The 18,147-nt window shown below is 64.9% G+C and carries 14 protein-coding genes; 4 read left to right on the plus strand and 10 right to left on the minus strand.

The genetic code is table 11. The features are described 5' to 3' along the window. Positions 1 to 129 precede the first annotated feature (129 nt). A complete protein-coding gene (locus tag CK224_RS09930; RefSeq protein WP_095781646.1) occupies positions 130 to 1,425 on the plus strand; it encodes a tyrosine-type recombinase/integrase in 1,296 nt (431 codons plus the stop codon). Positions 1,426 to 1,707: 282 nt separating this feature from the next. On the opposite strand, the gene CK224_RS09935 is transcribed toward CK224_RS09930, so the two are convergent. From CK224_RS09935 to CK224_RS09960, 6 genes are all read right to left on the minus strand, one after another. Further along, positions 1,708 to 3,498 (minus strand): alpha/beta fold hydrolase, encoded by a 1,791-nt coding sequence (locus CK224_RS09935; RefSeq protein WP_095781647.1) that lies wholly within the window; start codon positions 3,496 to 3,498, stop codon positions 1,708 to 1,710. Next, positions 3,495 to 6,032: a glycoside hydrolase family 2 protein gene (locus tag CK224_RS09940; protein WP_245425864.1), complete on the minus strand. Its 2,538-nt coding sequence runs from the start codon at positions 6,030 to 6,032 to the stop codon at positions 3,495 to 3,497. The genes CK224_RS09935 and CK224_RS09940 overlap by 4 nt, the downstream gene beginning before the upstream one ends. Positions 6,033 to 6,069: 37 nt before the next feature. Then, positions 6,070 to 7,068 carry a DUF1839 family protein gene (locus CK224_RS09945; RefSeq protein WP_095781648.1) on the minus strand — a complete coding sequence of 333 codons (999 nt, stop codon included), beginning with the start codon at positions 7,066 to 7,068 and terminating at the stop codon, positions 6,070 to 6,072. Between the two features lies 1 nt (position 7,069). Beyond that, on the minus strand, positions 7,070 to 7,993 hold the full coding sequence (locus CK224_RS09950; RefSeq protein ID WP_095781649.1) for an amino acid--[acyl-carrier-protein] ligase: 924 nt from the start codon (positions 7,991 to 7,993) through the stop codon (positions 7,070 to 7,072). 1 nt (position 7,994) lies between these two features. After that, positions 7,995 to 9,134: an acyl-CoA dehydrogenase family protein gene (locus CK224_RS09955; RefSeq protein WP_095781956.1), complete on the minus strand. Its 1,140-nt coding sequence runs from the start codon at positions 9,132 to 9,134 to the stop codon at positions 7,995 to 7,997. A 68-nt stretch (positions 9,135 to 9,202) separates the two neighbouring features. After that, positions 9,203 to 9,448 carry an acyl carrier protein gene (locus CK224_RS09960; protein ID WP_066997751.1) on the minus strand — a complete coding sequence of 82 codons (246 nt, stop codon included), beginning with the start codon at positions 9,446 to 9,448 and terminating at the stop codon, positions 9,203 to 9,205. A 352-nt stretch (positions 9,449 to 9,800) separates the two neighbouring features. Between CK224_RS09960 and CK224_RS09965 the strand changes: the two genes are divergently transcribed. Then, entirely contained in the window at positions 9,801 to 10,124 is a 324-nt protein-coding gene (locus CK224_RS09965; RefSeq protein WP_066997754.1) for a hypothetical protein, read from the plus strand. 27 nt (positions 10,125 to 10,151) lie between these two features. Here CK224_RS09965 and CK224_RS09970 read toward each other — a convergent pair whose 3' ends face one another. The 4 genes from CK224_RS09970 to CK224_RS09985 all read right to left on the minus strand — a co-directional run bounded on the left by CK224_RS09970 (position 10,152) and on the right by CK224_RS09985 (position 15,593). Continuing rightward, positions 10,152 to 11,768, minus strand: coding sequence for an ABC transporter ATP-binding protein (locus CK224_RS09970; RefSeq protein WP_095781957.1), 1,617 nt, complete (start codon positions 11,766 to 11,768; stop codon positions 10,152 to 10,154). 17 nt (positions 11,769 to 11,785) lie between these two features. Continuing rightward, complete coding sequence (locus CK224_RS09975; RefSeq protein ID WP_095781650.1) at positions 11,786 to 12,910, minus strand: ABC transporter permease subunit; 1,125 nt, start codon at positions 12,908 to 12,910, stop codon at positions 11,786 to 11,788. Further along, positions 12,903 to 13,826 carry an ABC transporter permease subunit gene (locus tag CK224_RS09980; RefSeq protein ID WP_066997760.1) on the minus strand — a complete coding sequence of 308 codons (924 nt, stop codon included), beginning with the start codon at positions 13,824 to 13,826 and terminating at the stop codon, positions 12,903 to 12,905. The genes CK224_RS09975 and CK224_RS09980 overlap by 8 nt, the downstream gene beginning before the upstream one ends. 174 nt (positions 13,827 to 14,000) lie before the next feature. Next, complete coding sequence (locus CK224_RS09985; protein WP_095777925.1) at positions 14,001 to 15,593, minus strand: peptide ABC transporter substrate-binding protein; 1,593 nt, start codon at positions 15,591 to 15,593, stop codon at positions 14,001 to 14,003. A 167-nt stretch (positions 15,594 to 15,760) separates the two neighbouring features. On the opposite strand from CK224_RS09985, the gene CK224_RS09990 reads away from it, so the two are divergent. Beyond that, on the plus strand, positions 15,761 to 16,330 hold the full coding sequence (locus CK224_RS09990; RefSeq protein WP_245425866.1) for a TadE/TadG family type IV pilus assembly protein: 570 nt from the start codon (positions 15,761 to 15,763) through the stop codon (positions 16,328 to 16,330). Next, positions 16,327 to 18,147, plus strand: coding sequence for a pilus assembly protein TadG-related protein (locus CK224_RS09995; RefSeq protein ID WP_095781651.1), 1,821 nt, complete (start codon positions 16,327 to 16,329; stop codon positions 18,145 to 18,147). Before CK224_RS09990 ends, CK224_RS09995 begins: the two co-directional genes overlap by 4 nt.

Below are 18,147 nucleotides of genomic sequence, written 5' to 3' on the forward strand. Positions count from 1 at the left end.
TGCTTTCCCTGATGGCTCGATGGGCCCAGCCGGTTTGCGCAAGGAGCGCGACCGCGGGCGGCTAGAGACGGAAATCATCGCCGGCAAGGAATACACCACACTCGCAGCAATCGGGAGAATGAGGAAGCTATGCCGCGTCCAAGCAAGGGAATCCGACTCGTCTGGCGATCCGAGAGCCGAAAGGCCGACGGCAGCCTGCGCAGCAAGGCCGGCTGGTACATCGAGGACGCCGGACGACGACATCCCACTGGCTGCGGCAAGAGCGAGCTTGTTGAAGCTCAAAGGCAGCTCGCCGACTACATCAGCGAAAAACATCAGCCGACGCGCCAGCGCAACCGCGACCCCGACCAAGTAAAGATCGCCGACGTCGTCAACGTCTATGCGGAAGACGTCGTCGCGCTCAATCCGTCGCAGAGCTATCGCAAGGAAACGGCCGCGCGCCTGCTCGCCATTTTAACCTTCTTCACCGGTACGGTCGCCGACATCTCAGGCGCACTCTGCCGGGAATATGTCAGCGGCCCGGCCAAGAACGGCCGGATCCTGCCGACGCCAGCGATGGGACGCCGGCAGCTGGAGGATCTGCGCGCGGCGATCAACCACTATCACGCCGAAAAATACATCACGGCCGTGCCGAAGATCGTGTTGCCGGCGCGATCCGAGAAGGCCAAGCGCGCGCTGACGCGATCTGAGGCGGCGAGGCTGCTCTGGGCAGCCTGGCAGATGCGGCAGACCTGGAAGGGACAAGAGAGCGATCGCCGGACCGGCCGGCACGTGGCGCGCTTCATCCTGACCGGGCTCTACACCGGCACGCGATCCGCCGCCATCTGCGGGGCCGCGACACGGCCCACAGTGGGGCGCGGCTTCGTCGACCTTGAGCGCGGCGTCTTCTTCAGGCGAGCCGCCGACATGGTCGAGACCAGGAAGCGACAGCCGCCGGTCAGGCTGCCGGACCGGCTGCTGGCGCACATGCGCCGCTGGGCGCGTACCCCGGTTGACATCAAGACCAAGGGACGCGGAAAAAGCCGCACGATCGGCCGCATGATCGCACACGATTTCATCGTTGAATGGGAAGGCGGCCCGGTTCGCTCCGTTCGCAAGGCGTTCAAGTCGGCCTGCGAGATCGCCGGCCTCGGCTGGTATGAGACGCGGATCCTCAAAGGCGTCGAGAGCAAAGTCTTCGTCACAGATGTCACCCCTCACACGCTGCGTCACACTGCTGCGACGTGGCTGATGCAGAACGGCGTCGAGCTCTCGAAGGCCGCCGACTTCTGCGGCATGACGGAAGCCGTGCTGCGCAAGCACTATTACCACCATCACCCCGATTTCCAGGCCGACGCCGCCGCGGCGATCACCGCCAAGGCGCCGGCGCCGCGCCAGAAGAGCAACATCGTCCGATCGGGCGTCTCCCACCTGAAACCCACCTGAAACCCCGGAAACAAACGTGAACAAAAGCCCCAAAAGCGGCCGTTCAGTAATCGCAAAAGCCCGGAATTCCGGGCTTCTTCTGGCAAGACAGCTTGTTCGGGACGATGGGGTCGCAGGTTCAAATCCTGCCACTCCGACCAGAACGAAATCTCCCGAAAGTCTTTAGTTTCCCTGATTTATTCAAACCTTTCGGCGTCGCGCAGAGAACCGTATCGCTGCGTGACGCTTCAAGACGCGACGCGCTTGCCGCATGTCAATACTCAAGCCGAACTGATGATCCCCCTACGGCGCCAGGAAGGAAGGGCTTGCCGTCGCGCGCACCGGCTCGGAACGAGCATAACCGTCACGCCTGATGCCGCCATGGTCGATCAGGCGAGCGATCACGGCGCGCCGTGCGTGATACGGCGTCAGCGTGTGGTCGGCATTCGGCAGCGAGACCCTGGTCACGCCGCGAATGCTATCGAGCCGCTCTTCCTCCGAGCCAAAATGGCGGGCGATCTCCTTGAGGCTCAGATCGCCTTCCGAGGTTACGAGGAGGACCCGCACGCCGCGGCCGCATAGGTCGCGCATCCAGCGTTCCACCCGCCGCTGTCCAAGCAGCGCGGCCGGATGCAGCATCGACAATGTGGACTTGATCGCCTCAAGCCCGCGCCGGACGATCAGCCGGGCGCATCGCGAAGCGATCCCGCGCCATGCGGCGTCGGCCGGCTCGCGGCTCTCCTGCCTGGCGGCAGCGTTCTGCCCGAGCACGGCCTTGGACGTCTCGTAAGTCTTCCAGACCGCCATCTCCAGCGCGTAGGAACCGTTCCAGGCGAAGCAGAGCGGGTTGATCATGGTCAGCATCCGTACCCGCCGATCGGCCCGCGCGGCGTGAAAAGCCTGAAATGCGCCAGCGCAGGTGCCGACCAGGCCGACCCCGGGGTAGCCGGCTCGCTCCATCCAGTTGATCGCACGACTTACATCATGGCGCGTGCGCCGGTCATAAAGGAACAGGCGCCCTTCCTCGGTCGGATCGCTGAGGCCAAGTCCGGGCAGGTCGACGCGCAGCGAGGCTACGCCTTCCGCGGCCAGGGCTCGCGCCGCTTCCACCGTGCCGCGCGCCCAGCCGACATGCGGCACGCCACCGGCATTGAGGAAGATCACCGGCTCGGCCTCGGTCTGGCGTTCGCGCGGTCGGCAAAGCACACCGCAGATCAACGGCGCCGGTCCAATCAGCACCGGGCTTTCCGTGTAATGCGGACCGTCCAGAATCTGCGACACATCGCGCGGCATGGCCTTTCCCGCTGCCGCTTCGGCAGCCTGGTCGGCGATCCAGGCGGCGCAGCGATCGAGAGCGGCGGCCGGAATCCGGTTAGCGGTCGGGTCGCACATCAAGAGAGGATAGCCATCGAACTCGGCCGTCGCGATTTCCGCAGCGCCAGCCGTGTCGCCGAGCACCTCTTCGGCAGCCAGCGGCTTGCCGTTTGTAAGCACCAGCATCGGCAGGGATGGAAGGCCAGCCGCGGCATGCCGCCAATCGAGCGCTGAGAGATCAGCCAGCGTTTCATGCGAAATTCGGAAGCCGGCGGCCTCGCGCCCCTCGGTGAAAACCCCTTCGCCCGCCGAGCGGCTGGCCAGCGGCGCGTCGATCATGCGCGACATGGCTGTGATCTCGCGAACATAGGCCTTGCCGGAGGACGGCGGCGCGAGCAGCACGAGACCCGCCACGTCGTCGCGTCCGGCCGCCGCCAGCGGGGCCAGCAGGGCACCAAGCCGGAAGCCGACCAAAATGACGTCCGCCACGCCGCAATCCTGCTTCAGCCGATCGATCGCCGCGCCTATGCTCGCCGTCCACCGTTGCACCTGACCGGGCGTTGAATGGTCCCCGGCGGCATTGCCGCAGCCGGGATAGTCGAATTGCAGCGCCGGCAGACCGTTTTCGGCCGACTTGTCAGCCAGAAGCCGCAGGAAACGCCGGCTGCACAGGTCCTCGTGGCCATGCGCCCCAGCGATCACGACACCCCGGCCGCGCCGCCCGGTGCCCCTGCCTTCATGAAGCCAGCCGATCGTGTCGGCGAAGACGACCCCCTTCATGCCACGCTCCCGGCAGGCCGCAACGACCGCATGCTCTCCACCCTGGTCTCGACAGTGTCGGCTTGCGGCGCATCGTAGGCCACCTCGCGATCGCCATTCAGCGCCGTCACGACGCCGGCCGGAGTGGCATAGGCCGGCCCATCCAGGCCAATTTCCTTCACCGCGCCCGGCATCAGGTGGAAGCCGTTCTCGCGCGGGAAGAACAGCCCATCCTTGATGGCGACGTGATAGGCGGCGCGTCTGCAGGCGAGCCGCAGGCGCCAGCCGTCGCTTCCGCGCATCAGCCCTGCGGACAGGCCGACATCGCGTCGCGCGGTCATGGCGCCTGGAAGCACATGAAAGGCTTCGGCCAGGATCTCGCCGTCGTGGCCTTCCAGCCTTGCCACCGTTACTTCGTGCCCGGCTGGGCCGAAGCGATAGGCGTAAGACAGATCAAAGAAGGCGCCGAGCAGCGAGAATGCCGACAGCGACTGCGCCCCGCGCGCCTGCAGAGTGACCGGCCGGCGCGCCGCCACCACCGGGGTGACGCCGTCGCGCAGGCAGGCAAGCGATAGCGTCGCCTCGACTGCCCTTGCCGTGTCATTGACGAGATGGACGCCCAGCCCGTTGACGCCCTCGTCGCTCAGCGTCAGCCGGAGCGGCGCGAAGGCGCGTCTCAGCGCATGCCAGACCGATTTCGGCCGACCGGCAGAATCGACGACGCCCCACCCTGCTCCCGGGCGCAGATCCTTCCAAAAGAACACCAGCGCGCCCGCCGTCGGGGAGGCCGGTCTGCGCCATTCGTCGATCGTGCGCTCAACCACCTCGGCAATGACGGCGCGCGAGAGGTCGAGGTAGCGCGCTGGATCCTCCATGCGCAGCCGGCGAGCATCGACGCCGAACAGCGTCTCCAGATAATGCTCGCGCACGTCCTCGAAATCCCACGACGCACCTGCATCGCGCGGCACGCCGGCCTTCCAGCGCGGGTCGTGGCCGGGCGGAACGGGCAGATGCTCATCGAGCGTCGCCTGTTCCGGCACGTTGGCGAAGGCGAGGCATTCGCTGGCGAAACGCACCTCCGCGCGGCGCGCGTCCTCCAGCGGCCGGCAATAGGCGCCGACGCCATAGTAGTGCGTCGGGCCGCCATCCGCGGCAAAGGGCAGGCTGCCGCCGGAGGGCGAGGAGGACACCAGCGCCAGATCGGGCAGGATCGCCTGCGCGGCCGGACGCACGACATCGTCGAACCAGGGTGTCGGATCCATCGCCACCGGCATGCCGAGCATCGCGGCCTGCTGCGCCACCTCGCTGCCGCCGCACAGCACCGCCAGCGACGGCGAATGCCGAAGCCGCCTCAACAGGTTCTCCACCTCGCGCGACAGCGCCGCCCGCCAGGCCGCGCTCTTCGCCGGATAGTCGAAATTGGCGAGCATCAGGTCCTGCCAGACCAGAATGCCCATCTCATCGCACAGCTCGTGGAAGGCATCGCTTTCATAGGCGAAGGTGCCGCCGACCCGCAGCATGTTGACGCCGGCTTGGCGCGCGAGATCGAGGTCGGGCTCGATTTCGGCTCGCTCGCAGGGCAGTCGCACGGGATCGGAGGGCGTCCAGACCGCGCCGCGGCAGAACACCGGCACGCCGTTGACGACCAGGCGAAAATCGCGTCCGTCGGCACCGCGATCGATCTCAATGCGGCGGAATCCGACCCGGCCCAGCCGGCTGCGCACCGTGCCCAGCGTCGCCATCACTTCGTGCAGCGCCGGCTCGCCATGACTGTTCGGCCACCATGGGGCGACATCGGCAATGGCCAATTCCGCGGTCAGCCGGGTGGGTGTCTCGAACTTGAGGGGCGCGCGCACTCCGGCACAGCTGACATGCGCCCTTTGCGCATTGTCGAAGGGTTCGGCGAGGGTGATCGCAACGGCAAGATGCCCGGTGGCGCCGTCGAGCCTGGCGCGCATATGGGCATCGAGGATGCGCGGCCCGCCAACTTCCCGAATCAGCTTGATGGGACGCCACGGCCCGACGACATCGAAGCTCGGACACCAGCCCGGCATATGGCCGATCAGGGTCGTGCGCACCAGCCGCAGCCGCTGATCGTCGATCATGCGAGGGCGCCAGCGGGCGCGCGGACCGATCGCCGTTTCCAGATGGCGGTCGAGACTGCGAAAGACGATGGCGAGCTGCTCGCCCCCTGAAAGGCTTACCGCAGCCTCATGGCGCTCGAACATCGAGGTCGAGGTGAGCAGCAGCCGCTCGCCAAGCCAGACCTCGGCGACAGTCGCCAGCCCCTCGAACACCAGCCGCACCGGACCGGTCGCGTCGAGCCTGCGGCTGTACCAGACATCGCGGTCGTGCAGCCGGGTTGGCTGCTTGCGGTCCCAGCGGCCATGCTTTTCCAGCGTGGCGGCCGCCGTGCCGGGACAGGCCGCGCCCAGCCATTCGGCGTTTGCGTCGATGTCATTCGGCGAAGCCCAGGCACCGGCCGCCGAGATAGCCATCCGCCACCCACGATCCAGCAATCCGGCAGTGCCGGCGATCGACACCGTGGCGTCCATTCCCCCACCCATCATCAAATGCGCCTCGGCCGGCCCGCTAGGCCGCCTTGGAGGCGACACCGGCCATGCGGGCGTCCAGCACGTCCATCACCGTTTCGTAAGCCTGCGCCATCGGCGCGATTGCTTCGGTCAAGCCGTCGAAGCGCTGCCGCGCCATCGCGCGGGCGAGCTTGAACTGCATGACCTTGGCGCCCTCGGCAATGTTACCGGCGGCTTGCACCGCCTCTGCCAGACAGGTTTCGCCGTGCTGCCCCAGCCATTCGAGATGACTGCCAAGAAGTTCGAAATTCGCGCCGACCTGCCGCAGCGTGTTGAAGGCATAGGTGTGGAAATAGGCAGGCGACTTTGTCGCCAGCCTTTCAGCGTGGCGGCCGAACGCGGCCGCATAGGCGCCGAGCGGATTGCGCTTCGGCCGCCGCTTCAGGTGATGTGCGAGCAGCGCCGCCGCGGTCCCGACCGCGTCGCGGACCGGGCGCGCGGCGTCGAGCTTCACGAATTCCGCGTAAGGAAACAGGGGCAGGTCGCCTGCCGACACACCATCCCATTGGCCGAAGATGCCGTCATAGTCTTGGCCCTCGAGCGCGAAGTAGCCGTCATTGTGGAAGTAGCGCATGTGCCGCGCCTCGGGATCGAGCGCATTGATGCCGACTGTGGTCTTGGAATGGCCGCTGCGGTAGGTGATGCCTTTGGTGTCGGGCAGGTAGAAGGCATCGACCTCGACCAGCGGCAGCCGGCCGAGCTCGACTTGCGTCAGCACATGCGTCTCCAGCCGGTCGAAGACCGCCAGCTCCTGGATGTCCAGCCCCGCCAGCCTCTGCAGGTCGGCGGTCGGGAACTTGAAAAACGTGAACTGATCACCTTCGAAATCCTGCGCCGCGGTGAAACCGAGCGCTGCGACCGGATCGTGCCCGGTCGCGTGCAGAACCTCGATCAGAAGGTCGACATAGCAGTTGGTCTGCGGCCACCGCCTTTGCGGATCGTGCAGCCAGTGCGGCCGGTAGGTGGCCGGATCGAGGCCGGCGATCGCTCTCAGCATCTCACACGCCCCACAGCACGTCGCGGACCGCCGCCGGCCAGGCTTCAGCGTCCGGCCCGTGGTGGCGGAACAGCGCCAGCGCCACGCGCTCCAGCCCGAAGCCGACGCAGGCCGAATGGCAGAACTCCCCGTCGGCGAACTTCAGGCCCCAGGTCTGGCCAAAATGGTCCTGGTGATAATTGAAGCTCAAACAGGCGGTCGGCTTCTCGATGCTGGTCACCGGAATCAGCAGCTCGAATTTCAAGCCCTGATCGCGCTGGTTGTTGGCCATCATCCTGCCGCCTCGGCCGAAGAACGGATCGTTGGCAAGATCGACCTCGCAGGGCAGGTCGAGCGACTCGATCATGGCCCTGCCGCGCTTCAGCCAGCTTTCGCGGAACGAGCGCACCTGCTCGGCCGTGCCGATCTTGACGAACTCGCGCATGCGGAAGAGCTGCATGCGCGCCGGGTCCTTCGACGGCTCGTGGCGGAAGCAGTAGGAGGAGAGTTCGAAAAGAAGGCCCTGCGCCGGCACCGGGCCGCGCGCAGCTATTGTGGGATAGAGCGGATAGCAGGCGGCGGGTGTCAGCGCGAGGTCCGTCGCCTTCTGCAGCTCCGTCCAGTCTCCGCCGTCAGCCATCATGCCGAGCAGCTGCGCATGCTCCCGCTCGCCGCCCATGAAGGAATGCACGCAGCCGGCAAGCTGCGGAAAGCTCTTCATGTAGCCGCTCTTCTCCAGCGTCGCGCGGCTCATGCCCGGCGGAAAATGGATGCGGGTGGCCTTGTCGGGCGCGCCGAGGCGGGTGACGAGACGCTCGAACCGCTCGATCACGTCCTCGAATGCGCCCGAACGGCCATAAAGGCCGTCGACGCCGGATTCGAACAGGATGCCGTTCTCGAACAGGCTGTCCAGCAGCGACTTGGAGTCGAATGTCTTGGCGTCCATCTCAGCTCCCCAGGCCGGTGTCGAAGCGGCTCATCAGCATGAGCGTCGCGGTATTGGAAAGGATGCGGTCGTTGGAGATCATCACCGGCGCCGAGGTCACGTCGCGCAGGTGCCGGCCGACGCTGAACGGGGTGCCGTTCTTGTAGCCAAGAATGCCGTTGACCAGCATGGCGAGACGCACCACGGCGCCGGCTTTCTCGCTGGCCGCGACCTTCAGCGCGTTGATCTCGGCGGCGAAGCCGATCGAAGACAGCGCGTCGTCCTCGCCCGCGGCCGCTTCGAAGCGGTGGATGGCGGCCGCAAGGTGGCCTTTCATCTCCTGCAAAAGGGCGGCCGCTTCGGCCAGCCTCAGCGCGCCCGGCGGCATGGAGTCGGGCTGCTTGCGCGCCGCCGCCTTGACGAAGGCCTGCGCCCGATTGAAGGCGTCGGCGGCGATGCCGAACCAGGTCGCCGCCCAGAAGATGTGCGAGCTGGCCAGCATCGACTGCGCCGCGATCTCGGAGAACGGCTTCGGGAATATCTGCGCCGCGTCACCCGTGGCGACCAGATGAAAGCCGTCGGAGCAGGTGCCGCGCATGCCGAGCGTGTCCCACACCGACGTGCGCTCAAGCGTGCGGTTGGCATCGGCCGGGATCACCACCATCATCTGATCGGAGCTGGCCGCATCGGGGGCGCGACGCGCCGTGGCGAGGATGGCGTCGGCATAGTTACCATAGGAGATGACGGTGGCTTCCTTGGTCAGCGCGAAGCGCCCGCCGGCGACCTCGACCGCACAGATCGAATTGCGCAAATTGCCGCCGATGCCGGCCTCCGTCGTCGCGGAAGCCATCAAAAGCTGCTCGTCGGCGATGCGCCGCATATAAGCGCGGTGCCAATCGCTGGCGCCTCCGTGAGTGACAAAGCTCGACGTCTTGATCTGATGCATGGCATAGATCATCGCGCTCGAGCCGCAGGCCTGGCCGAGCTGCACGATGAGGTCGGCGATCTGCATCGTGCCGAGCCCCTCGCCGCCATGTTCGATCGGGATCGCCACGCCGAGCAGGCGCTCGCGCTTCAGCGCCTCGATCGTCTCCGCCGGGAAACGCCCCTCCTTGTCGACGGGGTCGGCATGGCCGGCGGCGATCTCGGCGACGCGGCGCATGCGCTCGGTCGCGACTTCGGGCGCCTCCGCGAGCGAGGCCGCCTCTATCTTTCTCAACACGTTCATGGCTACGCCGCCTTGCGCGTCAACTGCGAAACGGCATCCGCGATGCTGGCCAGCGAAGAGAAGGTGCGCCGCGTCAGCATCGTCTCGGGGAATTCGATGTCGAACTCCTCTTCGAGCGCCAGCATCATCTGCACCGAGGCGAAGGAGGTCAGCCCCGCGTCATAGAGATTGGCGTCGTCGGCGAGCGCGCCGAAATTCAGCGGAATCATCGGATGCTGCTCGAGCAGCGAACGTATCTGGTCGATCATGGAGGCCCCACCCTTGCGTTGTGCAGCCGGCAATATCGCAGACGCAGCGCAACCGTGGCGTTAACGCCGCAGAGCAGTTTCAACCATGCCTAAGGATCGGTAACGGACCGCAATACAATTTTACGGCTCTCGATTCGGAGGGGCCTCTGTCCGGGATTTTTTGTGGCTGCGTGTCCGCATCGATATCACGCCACGGCCCCTCCGCCGCCGCCGCGACCTGGCAAAAGCCTGCCGTCAATCAATCGATCAGATAAATGGTCGACAATGGGCCCTCACTTTGGCCTAATGGTTGCCGCTATCCCATTCGAGAGCTGCTGGACGATTTTTGGAACGGCGAGACCGGGGTAAGAGTATGAAGTTCACGCTGCGGGCTCTCTTGCCGTTGACCTTGATCGCAGGCTGCTCGTCGAGTGTTGCGTCGATCAATCCGGCGAAATACGACGGGATGAGCTGCGCCGAGCTCAACAGCGCGCTCGGCGACACCGCCACCGATATTTCGCGGACGGCAATCAGCCGCGGCAAGGTCGCCAATACCAGCGTGCCGACTTGGCTGCTCGGCGGCGAGCGCGTGAAGACGGTCGTGGCCAATCGCGATACCGCCAGGATCGAGCGGCTGCAGCAACAGCAGCAGGCGATCATCGCTGCCAGGAAGAGCCGCTGCCCGTCCTCGCAGTGAGCAGGGCGTCGCCGAGCGGCGGAAATCTCAAGCGCTGATGCGGAACCTGGTCGTATCGATCGCCGCCTTCATCAGTGTCTGCGTGTAGGCTTCGCGCGGATTGCCGAAAATCTCCTCGGCCGGCCCTTCCTCGACGATCTTTCCCTGCTTCATGACGATGATGTAGTCGGCCATGGCGCGCACCACTGCGAGGTCGTGGCTGATGAAGAGGTAGGACAGTCCGTGGTCCGACTGCAGCTTGCGCAATAGCTCGACGATCTGCTTCTGCACCGAGCGGTCGAGCGCCGAGGTCGGCTCATCAAGCACCACCACTTTCGGCTTCAGGATCATAGCGCGGGCAATGGCGATGCGCTGGCGCTGGCCGCCGGAGAACTCATGCGGGTAGCGGTTGCGCGCGTTCGGGTCGAGGCCGACCTCGCGCAACGCCTCGACGGCACACTGGTCGCGCTGTTTGCCCGTCAGCGAAGGCTCGTGCACCAAAAGCCCTTCGGTGATGACCTGGCCAACCGTCATGCGCGGCGACAGCGAGCCGAACGGATCCTGGAAGACGAGCTGCAATTCGCGCCGCAGCGGCCGCATCGCGTGGCGGTCGGCCTCTGAGATGTCGCGGTCGCCAAAGCGGATGACGCCGTCGCTGGGGAGCAGCCGCAGCAGCGCGCGGCCGAGCGTCGATTTGCCGGAGCCGGACTCGCCGACGATGCCGATCGTCTGGTTGCGCTTCAGCCGGATCGATATCTTGTCGACGGCCCGCAACATCAGCGGCTGGCCGCCGAGAAAACCACCGCCGATCTTGAAGACGACCTCGACGTTGCGGCCTTCGAGCAACACGGGCGAATTGGCGGGCGCGGCCGCCTTGGTGCCGGTCGGCTCGGCGGCGAGCAGCATCTTGGTGTAGGCGTGCTGCGGATTGGCGAAAAGCGCTTCCGCCTCGCCCTCTTCCACCACCTCGCCCTGGCGCATGACATAGACGCGGTCGGCGAAACGGCGGACGATGCCGAGATCATGGGTGATGAAGACGATCGCCATGCCGAGCTTGCGCTGCAGTTCGGCAAGCAGCATCAGGATCTGCGCCTGAATGGTGACGTCCAGCGCCGTCGTCGGCTCGTCGGCGATCAGGATGTCGGGATCGTTCGCCAAAGCCATCGCGATCATGACGCGCTGGCGCTGGCCGCCCGACATTTCGTGCGGATAGGATTTCATCCGCCGCTCGGGATCGGGGATGTGCACCAGTCTCAACAGCTTCAGCGCCTCTTCACGCGCGGCCTGGGCGCTCAGGCCGCGATGGCGGCGGATCGGCTCGATGAGCTGGTTGCCGATGGTGTAGAGCGGATCGAGCGAGGTCATCGGCTCCTGGAAGATCATGCTGATCTTGCGGCCGCGAACCTTGTTGAGCTCGCTCTTGGTCATCTCCAGGAGGTTGCGGCCGCGGTAGTCGACCTGGCCGGTCGCTTCGCCATTGGAGGAAAGCAGGCTCATCGCGGCCATCATCGTCTGGCTCTTGCCGGATCCGGATTCGCCGACGACGGCGACGGTCTCGCCGGCATTGACCTTTATGCTGATGCCCTTCACCGCCTCGACGGTGCCGTCGAGGGTCTGGAAGCGGACGCGCAGGTCCTTGACGCTGAGGATCGTTTCGGAAGCCATGTCGGCGATCCCCATCCTTATCGATCTTTGGGGTCGAGCGCGTCGCGCAGGCCGTCGCCGACAAAGTTCAGCGCGAACAGCGTCGAAACGAGGAAGAAGGCCGGGAACAACAGCAGCCAGTTGGCATAGCCGATGTTCTTGGCACCGACCGAAATCAGCACGCCCCAACTGGTCATCGGCTCCTGCACGCCAAGCCCGAGGAAGGACAGGAAGCTTTCCAGGATGATGACCTGCGGCACCAGCAGCGTCATGTAGATCACCACCGGCCCGAGCAGGTTGGGGATGACGTGGCGCACGAGGATGCCGCGCTGGCCGACACCCATCGCTTCCGCCGCCTGAACGTATTCTTGCCTGCGGATCGACAGCGCCTGGCCGCGCACGATGCGCGCCATGTCGAGCCACAGCACCGCCCCTACCGCCAGGAACATCAGCACGAAGTTGCGGCCGAAGAACACCACCAGCATGATGACGAAGAAGATGAAGGGCAGCGAGTAAAGCACGTCGACGATGCGCATCATCACTTCGTCGACCCTGCCGCCGGCAAAGCCGGCCGTCGCGCCGTAGATCACGCCGATGACGCCGGCGACGACACCGGCAAGCAGGCCGATCGCGAGCGAAATGCGCCCGGCCATCAGCGTGCGAGACAACAGATCGCGCCCGGTGTTGTCGGTGCCGAAGAAGAAATACTGCTGCTTGACGGCCGCGCTCATGGTCATTTCGAGCCCATCGGGCGACTTGCTCTCGATCTTCGTGTCGTCGAAGGCGTCGGAGCGGTCGAGATAGCGGATATTGCGGTCGTCGATCGGCTTCTTGGAGGTGACGGTGACGACGACGCGGCTGCCGTCCTGGTGCCACTCCTTGATGTCGACGCGCATGCGTTTGATCGCGTCGCTCAGCGCGCCCTGGATCATGTCGGGCTTCGGATAGGCCGACAGGCTCGGCGGCGTGCGCACATAGTCGCCGTAGATGGTCGTGTATTCATGCGGCACGACCATAGGGCCGAATACGCTGATGACGGCAATGAATGCCAGATAGTAGAGGCTGAACATGGCGGCGCGGTTGCGCTTCAGCCGCGCCCAGGCATTGCCCCAGAGCGAGCGGCCGACGATCGGCTCCGGAGCGGCTACGGCAAGCTCAGTCATAGCGCACCCTCGGATCGACGACCGCATAGAGAAGATCGACGATCAGGTTGAAAACGATCGTGAAGAGCGCGATCACCACCACGGTTCCCATGACCAGCGTGTAGTCGCGGTTGAGCGCAGCGTCTACGAAGTAGCGGCCGACGCCTGGAATGGAGAAAATGGTCTCGACGATGATCGAGCCGGTGAGCAGCGCCGCCGCCGCCGGACCGGTGAAGGAGACGATCGGCAGCACGGCGCCGCGCAGCGCGTGCTTGACCACCACCGACCAGTCGGAGAGGCCGAGCGCACGGGCAGTGCGGATGTGGTGCGAGCGCAGGCTCTCGATCATCGAGCCGCGCATCAGGCGGGCGACGATGGCGATCTGCGGCAGGGCAAGCGTCAGCACCGGCCCGACCTTGTTGATTAAGGCGCCGTCGCCCCAGCCGCCGATCGGCAACAGCTTCCAGGAAAGGCCGAAGACGAGCTGGATCACCGGCGCGGTGACGAAGGTGGGGATGGTGCTGCCGGCGGTGGCTAAGGCGATCACCGAATAGTCGGCTATTTTATTTTGGTTGAGCGCCGCGATCGTGCCGAGGATCGAGCCCAGCAGCAGCGCCAGCACCAGCGCCGAGGTACCGATCTGCACCGAGATCGGCAGGCCCTTGGCGAAGAGTTCGGTGACGGTGAAATCCGGCAGGTTGTAGCTCGGTCCGAAACTGCCGCGCAAAAGATTGCCGAGATAGTGGAGATATTGCAGCCAGAGCGGATCGTCGAGGCCGAACTGGGCTTCGAGATTGGCCCTGATCTCGGGGCTCAAGCCCCGCTCCTGGTTGAACGGGCCGCCTGGCGCGACGCGGATCAGGAAGAACGCCACCGTCACGATGACGAACAGCGTCGGGATGGCGGTCAATAGCCGCCGGAAGACATAACGCAGCATCGGCGCCCCGCTTCAGCCAGGGCGACGGCTCTCCAGACGAGATCGTGGCGCGCTGGCATCTCTGATCTTCGCACCGCGATCGCCGAAAATACAATGCGACTTTCGGCCCGGCACGACGACAGACCGCGGCCGCCGTTCCCTAAAAGAGAGCGGCGGCACGGCCAAGGTTCCTTGTCAGTCCTTGGAGATGAAGCGAGACGGATGAATGTCCATGACATTGTCCTCGAAGCCATGCAGCTTGGAGGAAACGATATCGTGGTAGCTGTAGTAGAGCAGCGGGATCTGGCCGACATCGTCGACGAGGATGCGCTCCGCTGCGGCGAGGTCCTTCATGCGCTCCTCAGGCTTGCCGCCGGCGGCGGCTGCCTTGTCCATGGCGGCTTCATAGGCAGGGCTGTTGTAGTTCGAGTAGTTGTTACCGCTCGCCTTGCGCGAGATGCCGAGGAAGGTCTCCGGATCCTTATAGTCGGCGATCCAGGCTGCGCGGGCGACGTCGTAGTTGCCCTTCTGCTCGAGGAAGCCATAGTGGGTCTTGGTGTCGGTGTTGAGCAGCGTCACCTCGATGCCGAGCGGCTTCAGCTGTTCCTGGATGGCGACCGCCGTGTTCTTGTGGTTCTCCGAGGTGTTGTAGCGGATCTCCATCTTCAACGGATGCTCGGGTGTATAGCCCAGCTTTTCCAGCACTTTCTTGGCCGCATCCTCGCGGTCGATCTGAGACATGTCGGCGTATTTTGCCAGTGCCGGCGTGTAGCCGTCGATGCCCGGAGGAACCATCGAATAGCCGGGCAGCATCGAGTTCTGCCAGACCTTCTCGGCGAGGAAGTCGCGATCGATCGCCATCGAGATGGCGTTGCGCAGCTCGACGTTGTCCCAAGGCGCCTTGTCGGTCTTGACCGCATAATAATAGGTGCCGAGATATGGCCCCACACGGATCTGGTCACCGAATTTGGTTTTGAGATCGGCGAGCTGTTCGGTCGGCAGGTCGCCATAGCTGTCGAGTTCGCCGGCCTCGAAGCGCTTCATCGCGGACGAGCGATCCTCGGTCGGGATGTAGTTGACCACGTCGAGCTTGACGCTCGCGGCGTCCCAGAACTTCGGGTTCTTGACCAGTTTCATGTGGTCGTTGGGAACCCACTCCGCCAGCGTATAGGCGCCGTTGGAGACCAGCTTGCCCGGTTTGATCCAGTCGGCGCCGAGCTTGTCGATCGAAGCCTTGTTGACCGGATAGGTCGCCTGGTGGGTCAGCATCTCCAGGAAGTAGGGCGTCGGAGCCTTCAGCGTGACTTGCAGCGTGTTGGCGTCGATCGCCTTCACGCCCATATCCTCGGCCTTGCCTTTCTTAGTGTTGAAGTCCTCGGCGCCTTTCACCGGATAGAGCATCGAGGCGTATTCTGCAGCGGTGGCCGGGTCTTCCAGCCGATGGAACGAGTAGACGAAGTCGTCCGCCGTCACCGGGCTGCCATCCGACCACAGGCCGTCCTTGCGCAGCTTGAAGGTGTAGACAGTGCCGTCGTCGGACACCGTCCAGCTTTCGGCGGCGCCCGGAATGAGGTTCGTCTTCGGGTCATGCATGACGAGGCCCTGGAACAGGTCGCGTATAATATCGGCCTCGTAGACCGTCGACGTCTTGTGCGGATCGACCGTCTCCGCCTCGGCAGCGGATCCGCGATTGTAGACGGTCTCGGCAAAGGCAGGCGTGTAGAAGGCACCGGTCGCCAAAGCCATCGTGGTGGCGAACACGGTCGCCTTCAGCAGGTTTTTCAGCATGAAGTTTCTCCCTTTGGGCGCGGCCCCTCAACCACGCCTTGAGTGTTGACGCCCCGGAACCGTCAACGGGTCCCTTTTGAGCGCGCCCCCGGTTCCCTTCCGGCGGCTGGTGGCGGGAGACTAGACAGAGGAATATCTTATTTCAACTGCCCGCTGCTTGACGTTGAGTGAGCAGCGTTTCGCTAAAACAGCGATATCTAAAGCTTAGGCGCCCCGTTCAACTGTGTGCACCTTTCGGTTGTTCCAGCCGTTTTCTGTTTTTGCAAGCAGGTTTTGGCATTCTCCGGCCCATGCTGAAGAACCGAAATTTCCTTGCTCCTTGGTTCCGTTTCCGGGCTGACGCCGCGGGCACATCGGCGGTCGAGTTCGCCATGCTGGCGCCGATCTTCATCCTGCTGTTGCTCGGAATGGTTGCATACGGAATCTATTTCGGCGCCAGCCATTCGGTCCAGCAGATCGCCGCGGACGCGGCGCGAACGGCGATCGCCGGCCTCAACCAGACGGAGCGCCAAGCGCTGGTCACCGATTTCATCAGCCATGACGTCGCGGGCTATGCTTTTGTCGACCCGAAAAAGCTGACGGTGGACGCCAAGGACAGTACCGTCGACGGCAGCCAGTTCATCGTCTCAGTCAGCTATGACGCGCGCGACCTGCCGATCTGGAGCCTGTTCCGGACACTGCCGTTGGCGGGGACCACGATCCAGCGCCAGTCGACGATCCGGGTCGGAGGCATATGATGCGCTACTCCGCGGGGGGAGTGATGGACGCTGCGCGACGGCTGATCGCCGATGGGCGCGCCAATTTCGCGGTTATGACCGCGCTCTGCACGCCAGTGGCGCTGACGCTGACCGCGTTCGCGATCGATGAGGGCTCGCTCTATAACGAACGCCGCGCCGCGCAGTCGATCGTCGACCTCGCCGCGATCACCGCCGCCGCCAACATCAACAAAGCCCAGCAAGCCGTACTGACGACGTTGAAGGACAACGGAATCACGTCCGTCGCCGTGCAGCAGCAGGGCACCAACATCGTGCCGACCGCCAGCAAGGCGGTCGTCGAGGTCGTGCCCGGACGCTATTCGGGGGTCAGTTCCATCGCGGCCGGCAGCCGCTTCGAAGCGGGCAAGCTGCCCTACAATGCCGTCCAGGTGTCGATGAAGAAGCTCGGCACGCTCTATTTCGCCGCTTCGGTGATGGCCCCGCCGGTGATCGGCACGACAGCCACCGCAAGCGCCCAGCCCGCAGCAGCATTCTCGGTCGGATCGCGGCTCGCCAGCGTCAATGGCGGCATCCTCAACGCGCTGCTCGGCGCGCTTCTGGGCGGCAACCTCTCGCTCAGCGTGATGGACTACAATTCGCTGATCTCGGCCGATGTCGACGTGCTTTCCTTCACCGATGCGCTGGCGACGCAGCTGCGTCTGACCGGTGTTACCTATTCGGATGTGCTCGGCTCGAAGGCAACGGTCGGCCAGATCGCCACCGCGATGGCCAACGTGCCCGGGCTCGACCGCACCGCCAAGCTCGCGCTGCAGACTCTGGCCTTGAGCGCCACCAACTCGGTCAAGATCCCGCTTAGCCATCTCGTCGACCTCGGTTCGGTGGGCAGTCTGGGGCTCGGACAGAAGCCCGCCGGGCTTTCGGTCAGCGCCAGCGCCATGAGCATGCTGAGCGCAGCCGCGGCGCTCGCCAACGGCACGAACAAGGTTACGGTCGACCTCGGGGCGACGATACCGGGACTGACATCGACGACGCTCCAGGTCGCCATCGGCGAACCCATGCAGTCCTCGCCATGGCTGGCGGTGGGAGAATTGGGCACGGTGGTGCGCACGGCGCAGACGCGCATCAAGCTCAATGCCAGCGTCGGGATTGGGAACGGGAACAACGGCAATGGCTTCGGCAACGGCACCGGAAATGGCACAGCCGGCATTAATCTGGGCGGCGGCGTCAAACTGCTTGCCGTCAACCTGCCGCTCAATATCGAGGTCGCTTATGCCGAAGCCAAGCTGACCGACATCAGCTGCCCGACCGGCCGCTCCAGCATCAAGGTCTCCATCGCCGCGCAGCCGGGCGTCGTCGCGGCCCATCTCGCCGACAGCAACGCCAGCGGCTTCGCGGATTTCGGCAAGCCGCAATCCTTCAGCGACGCCGACATCGCCGACGTCAGCCTCAAGATGATGCTGATCAACCTCAATCTGCTGCAGATCAAGGGATCGTCGGCCTTCTCGGTCACCAGCATGGCGCCGACGAACCTGACCTTCAGCGCCACCGAGATCGCCAACAAGGCGATCAAGACAGTGTCGACCAAGAACCTGACGCAGTCGCTCACCGCCTCGCTGGTGAACAACCTGTCGCTGACGGTCAACGCGCTCGGCCTCGGTCTCGACGCGACCACCCTGCTCGGCACGGTGAAGCCGGCGGTGACGACGCTGCTCAACAGCGTCACCGCGCCGGTCGACAACCTCGTCTACAATGTGCTTGCGGTGCTTGGCGTGCATGTCGGCGAGGCCGATGTGCGGGTCACCGGCGCGACTTGCGGACGCTCGGTGCTGGTGCAGTAG

The sequence above is a fragment of the Mesorhizobium sp. WSM3862 genome, assembly GCF_002294985.1.
GTDB lineage: Bacteria > Pseudomonadota > Alphaproteobacteria > Rhizobiales > Rhizobiaceae > Mesorhizobium.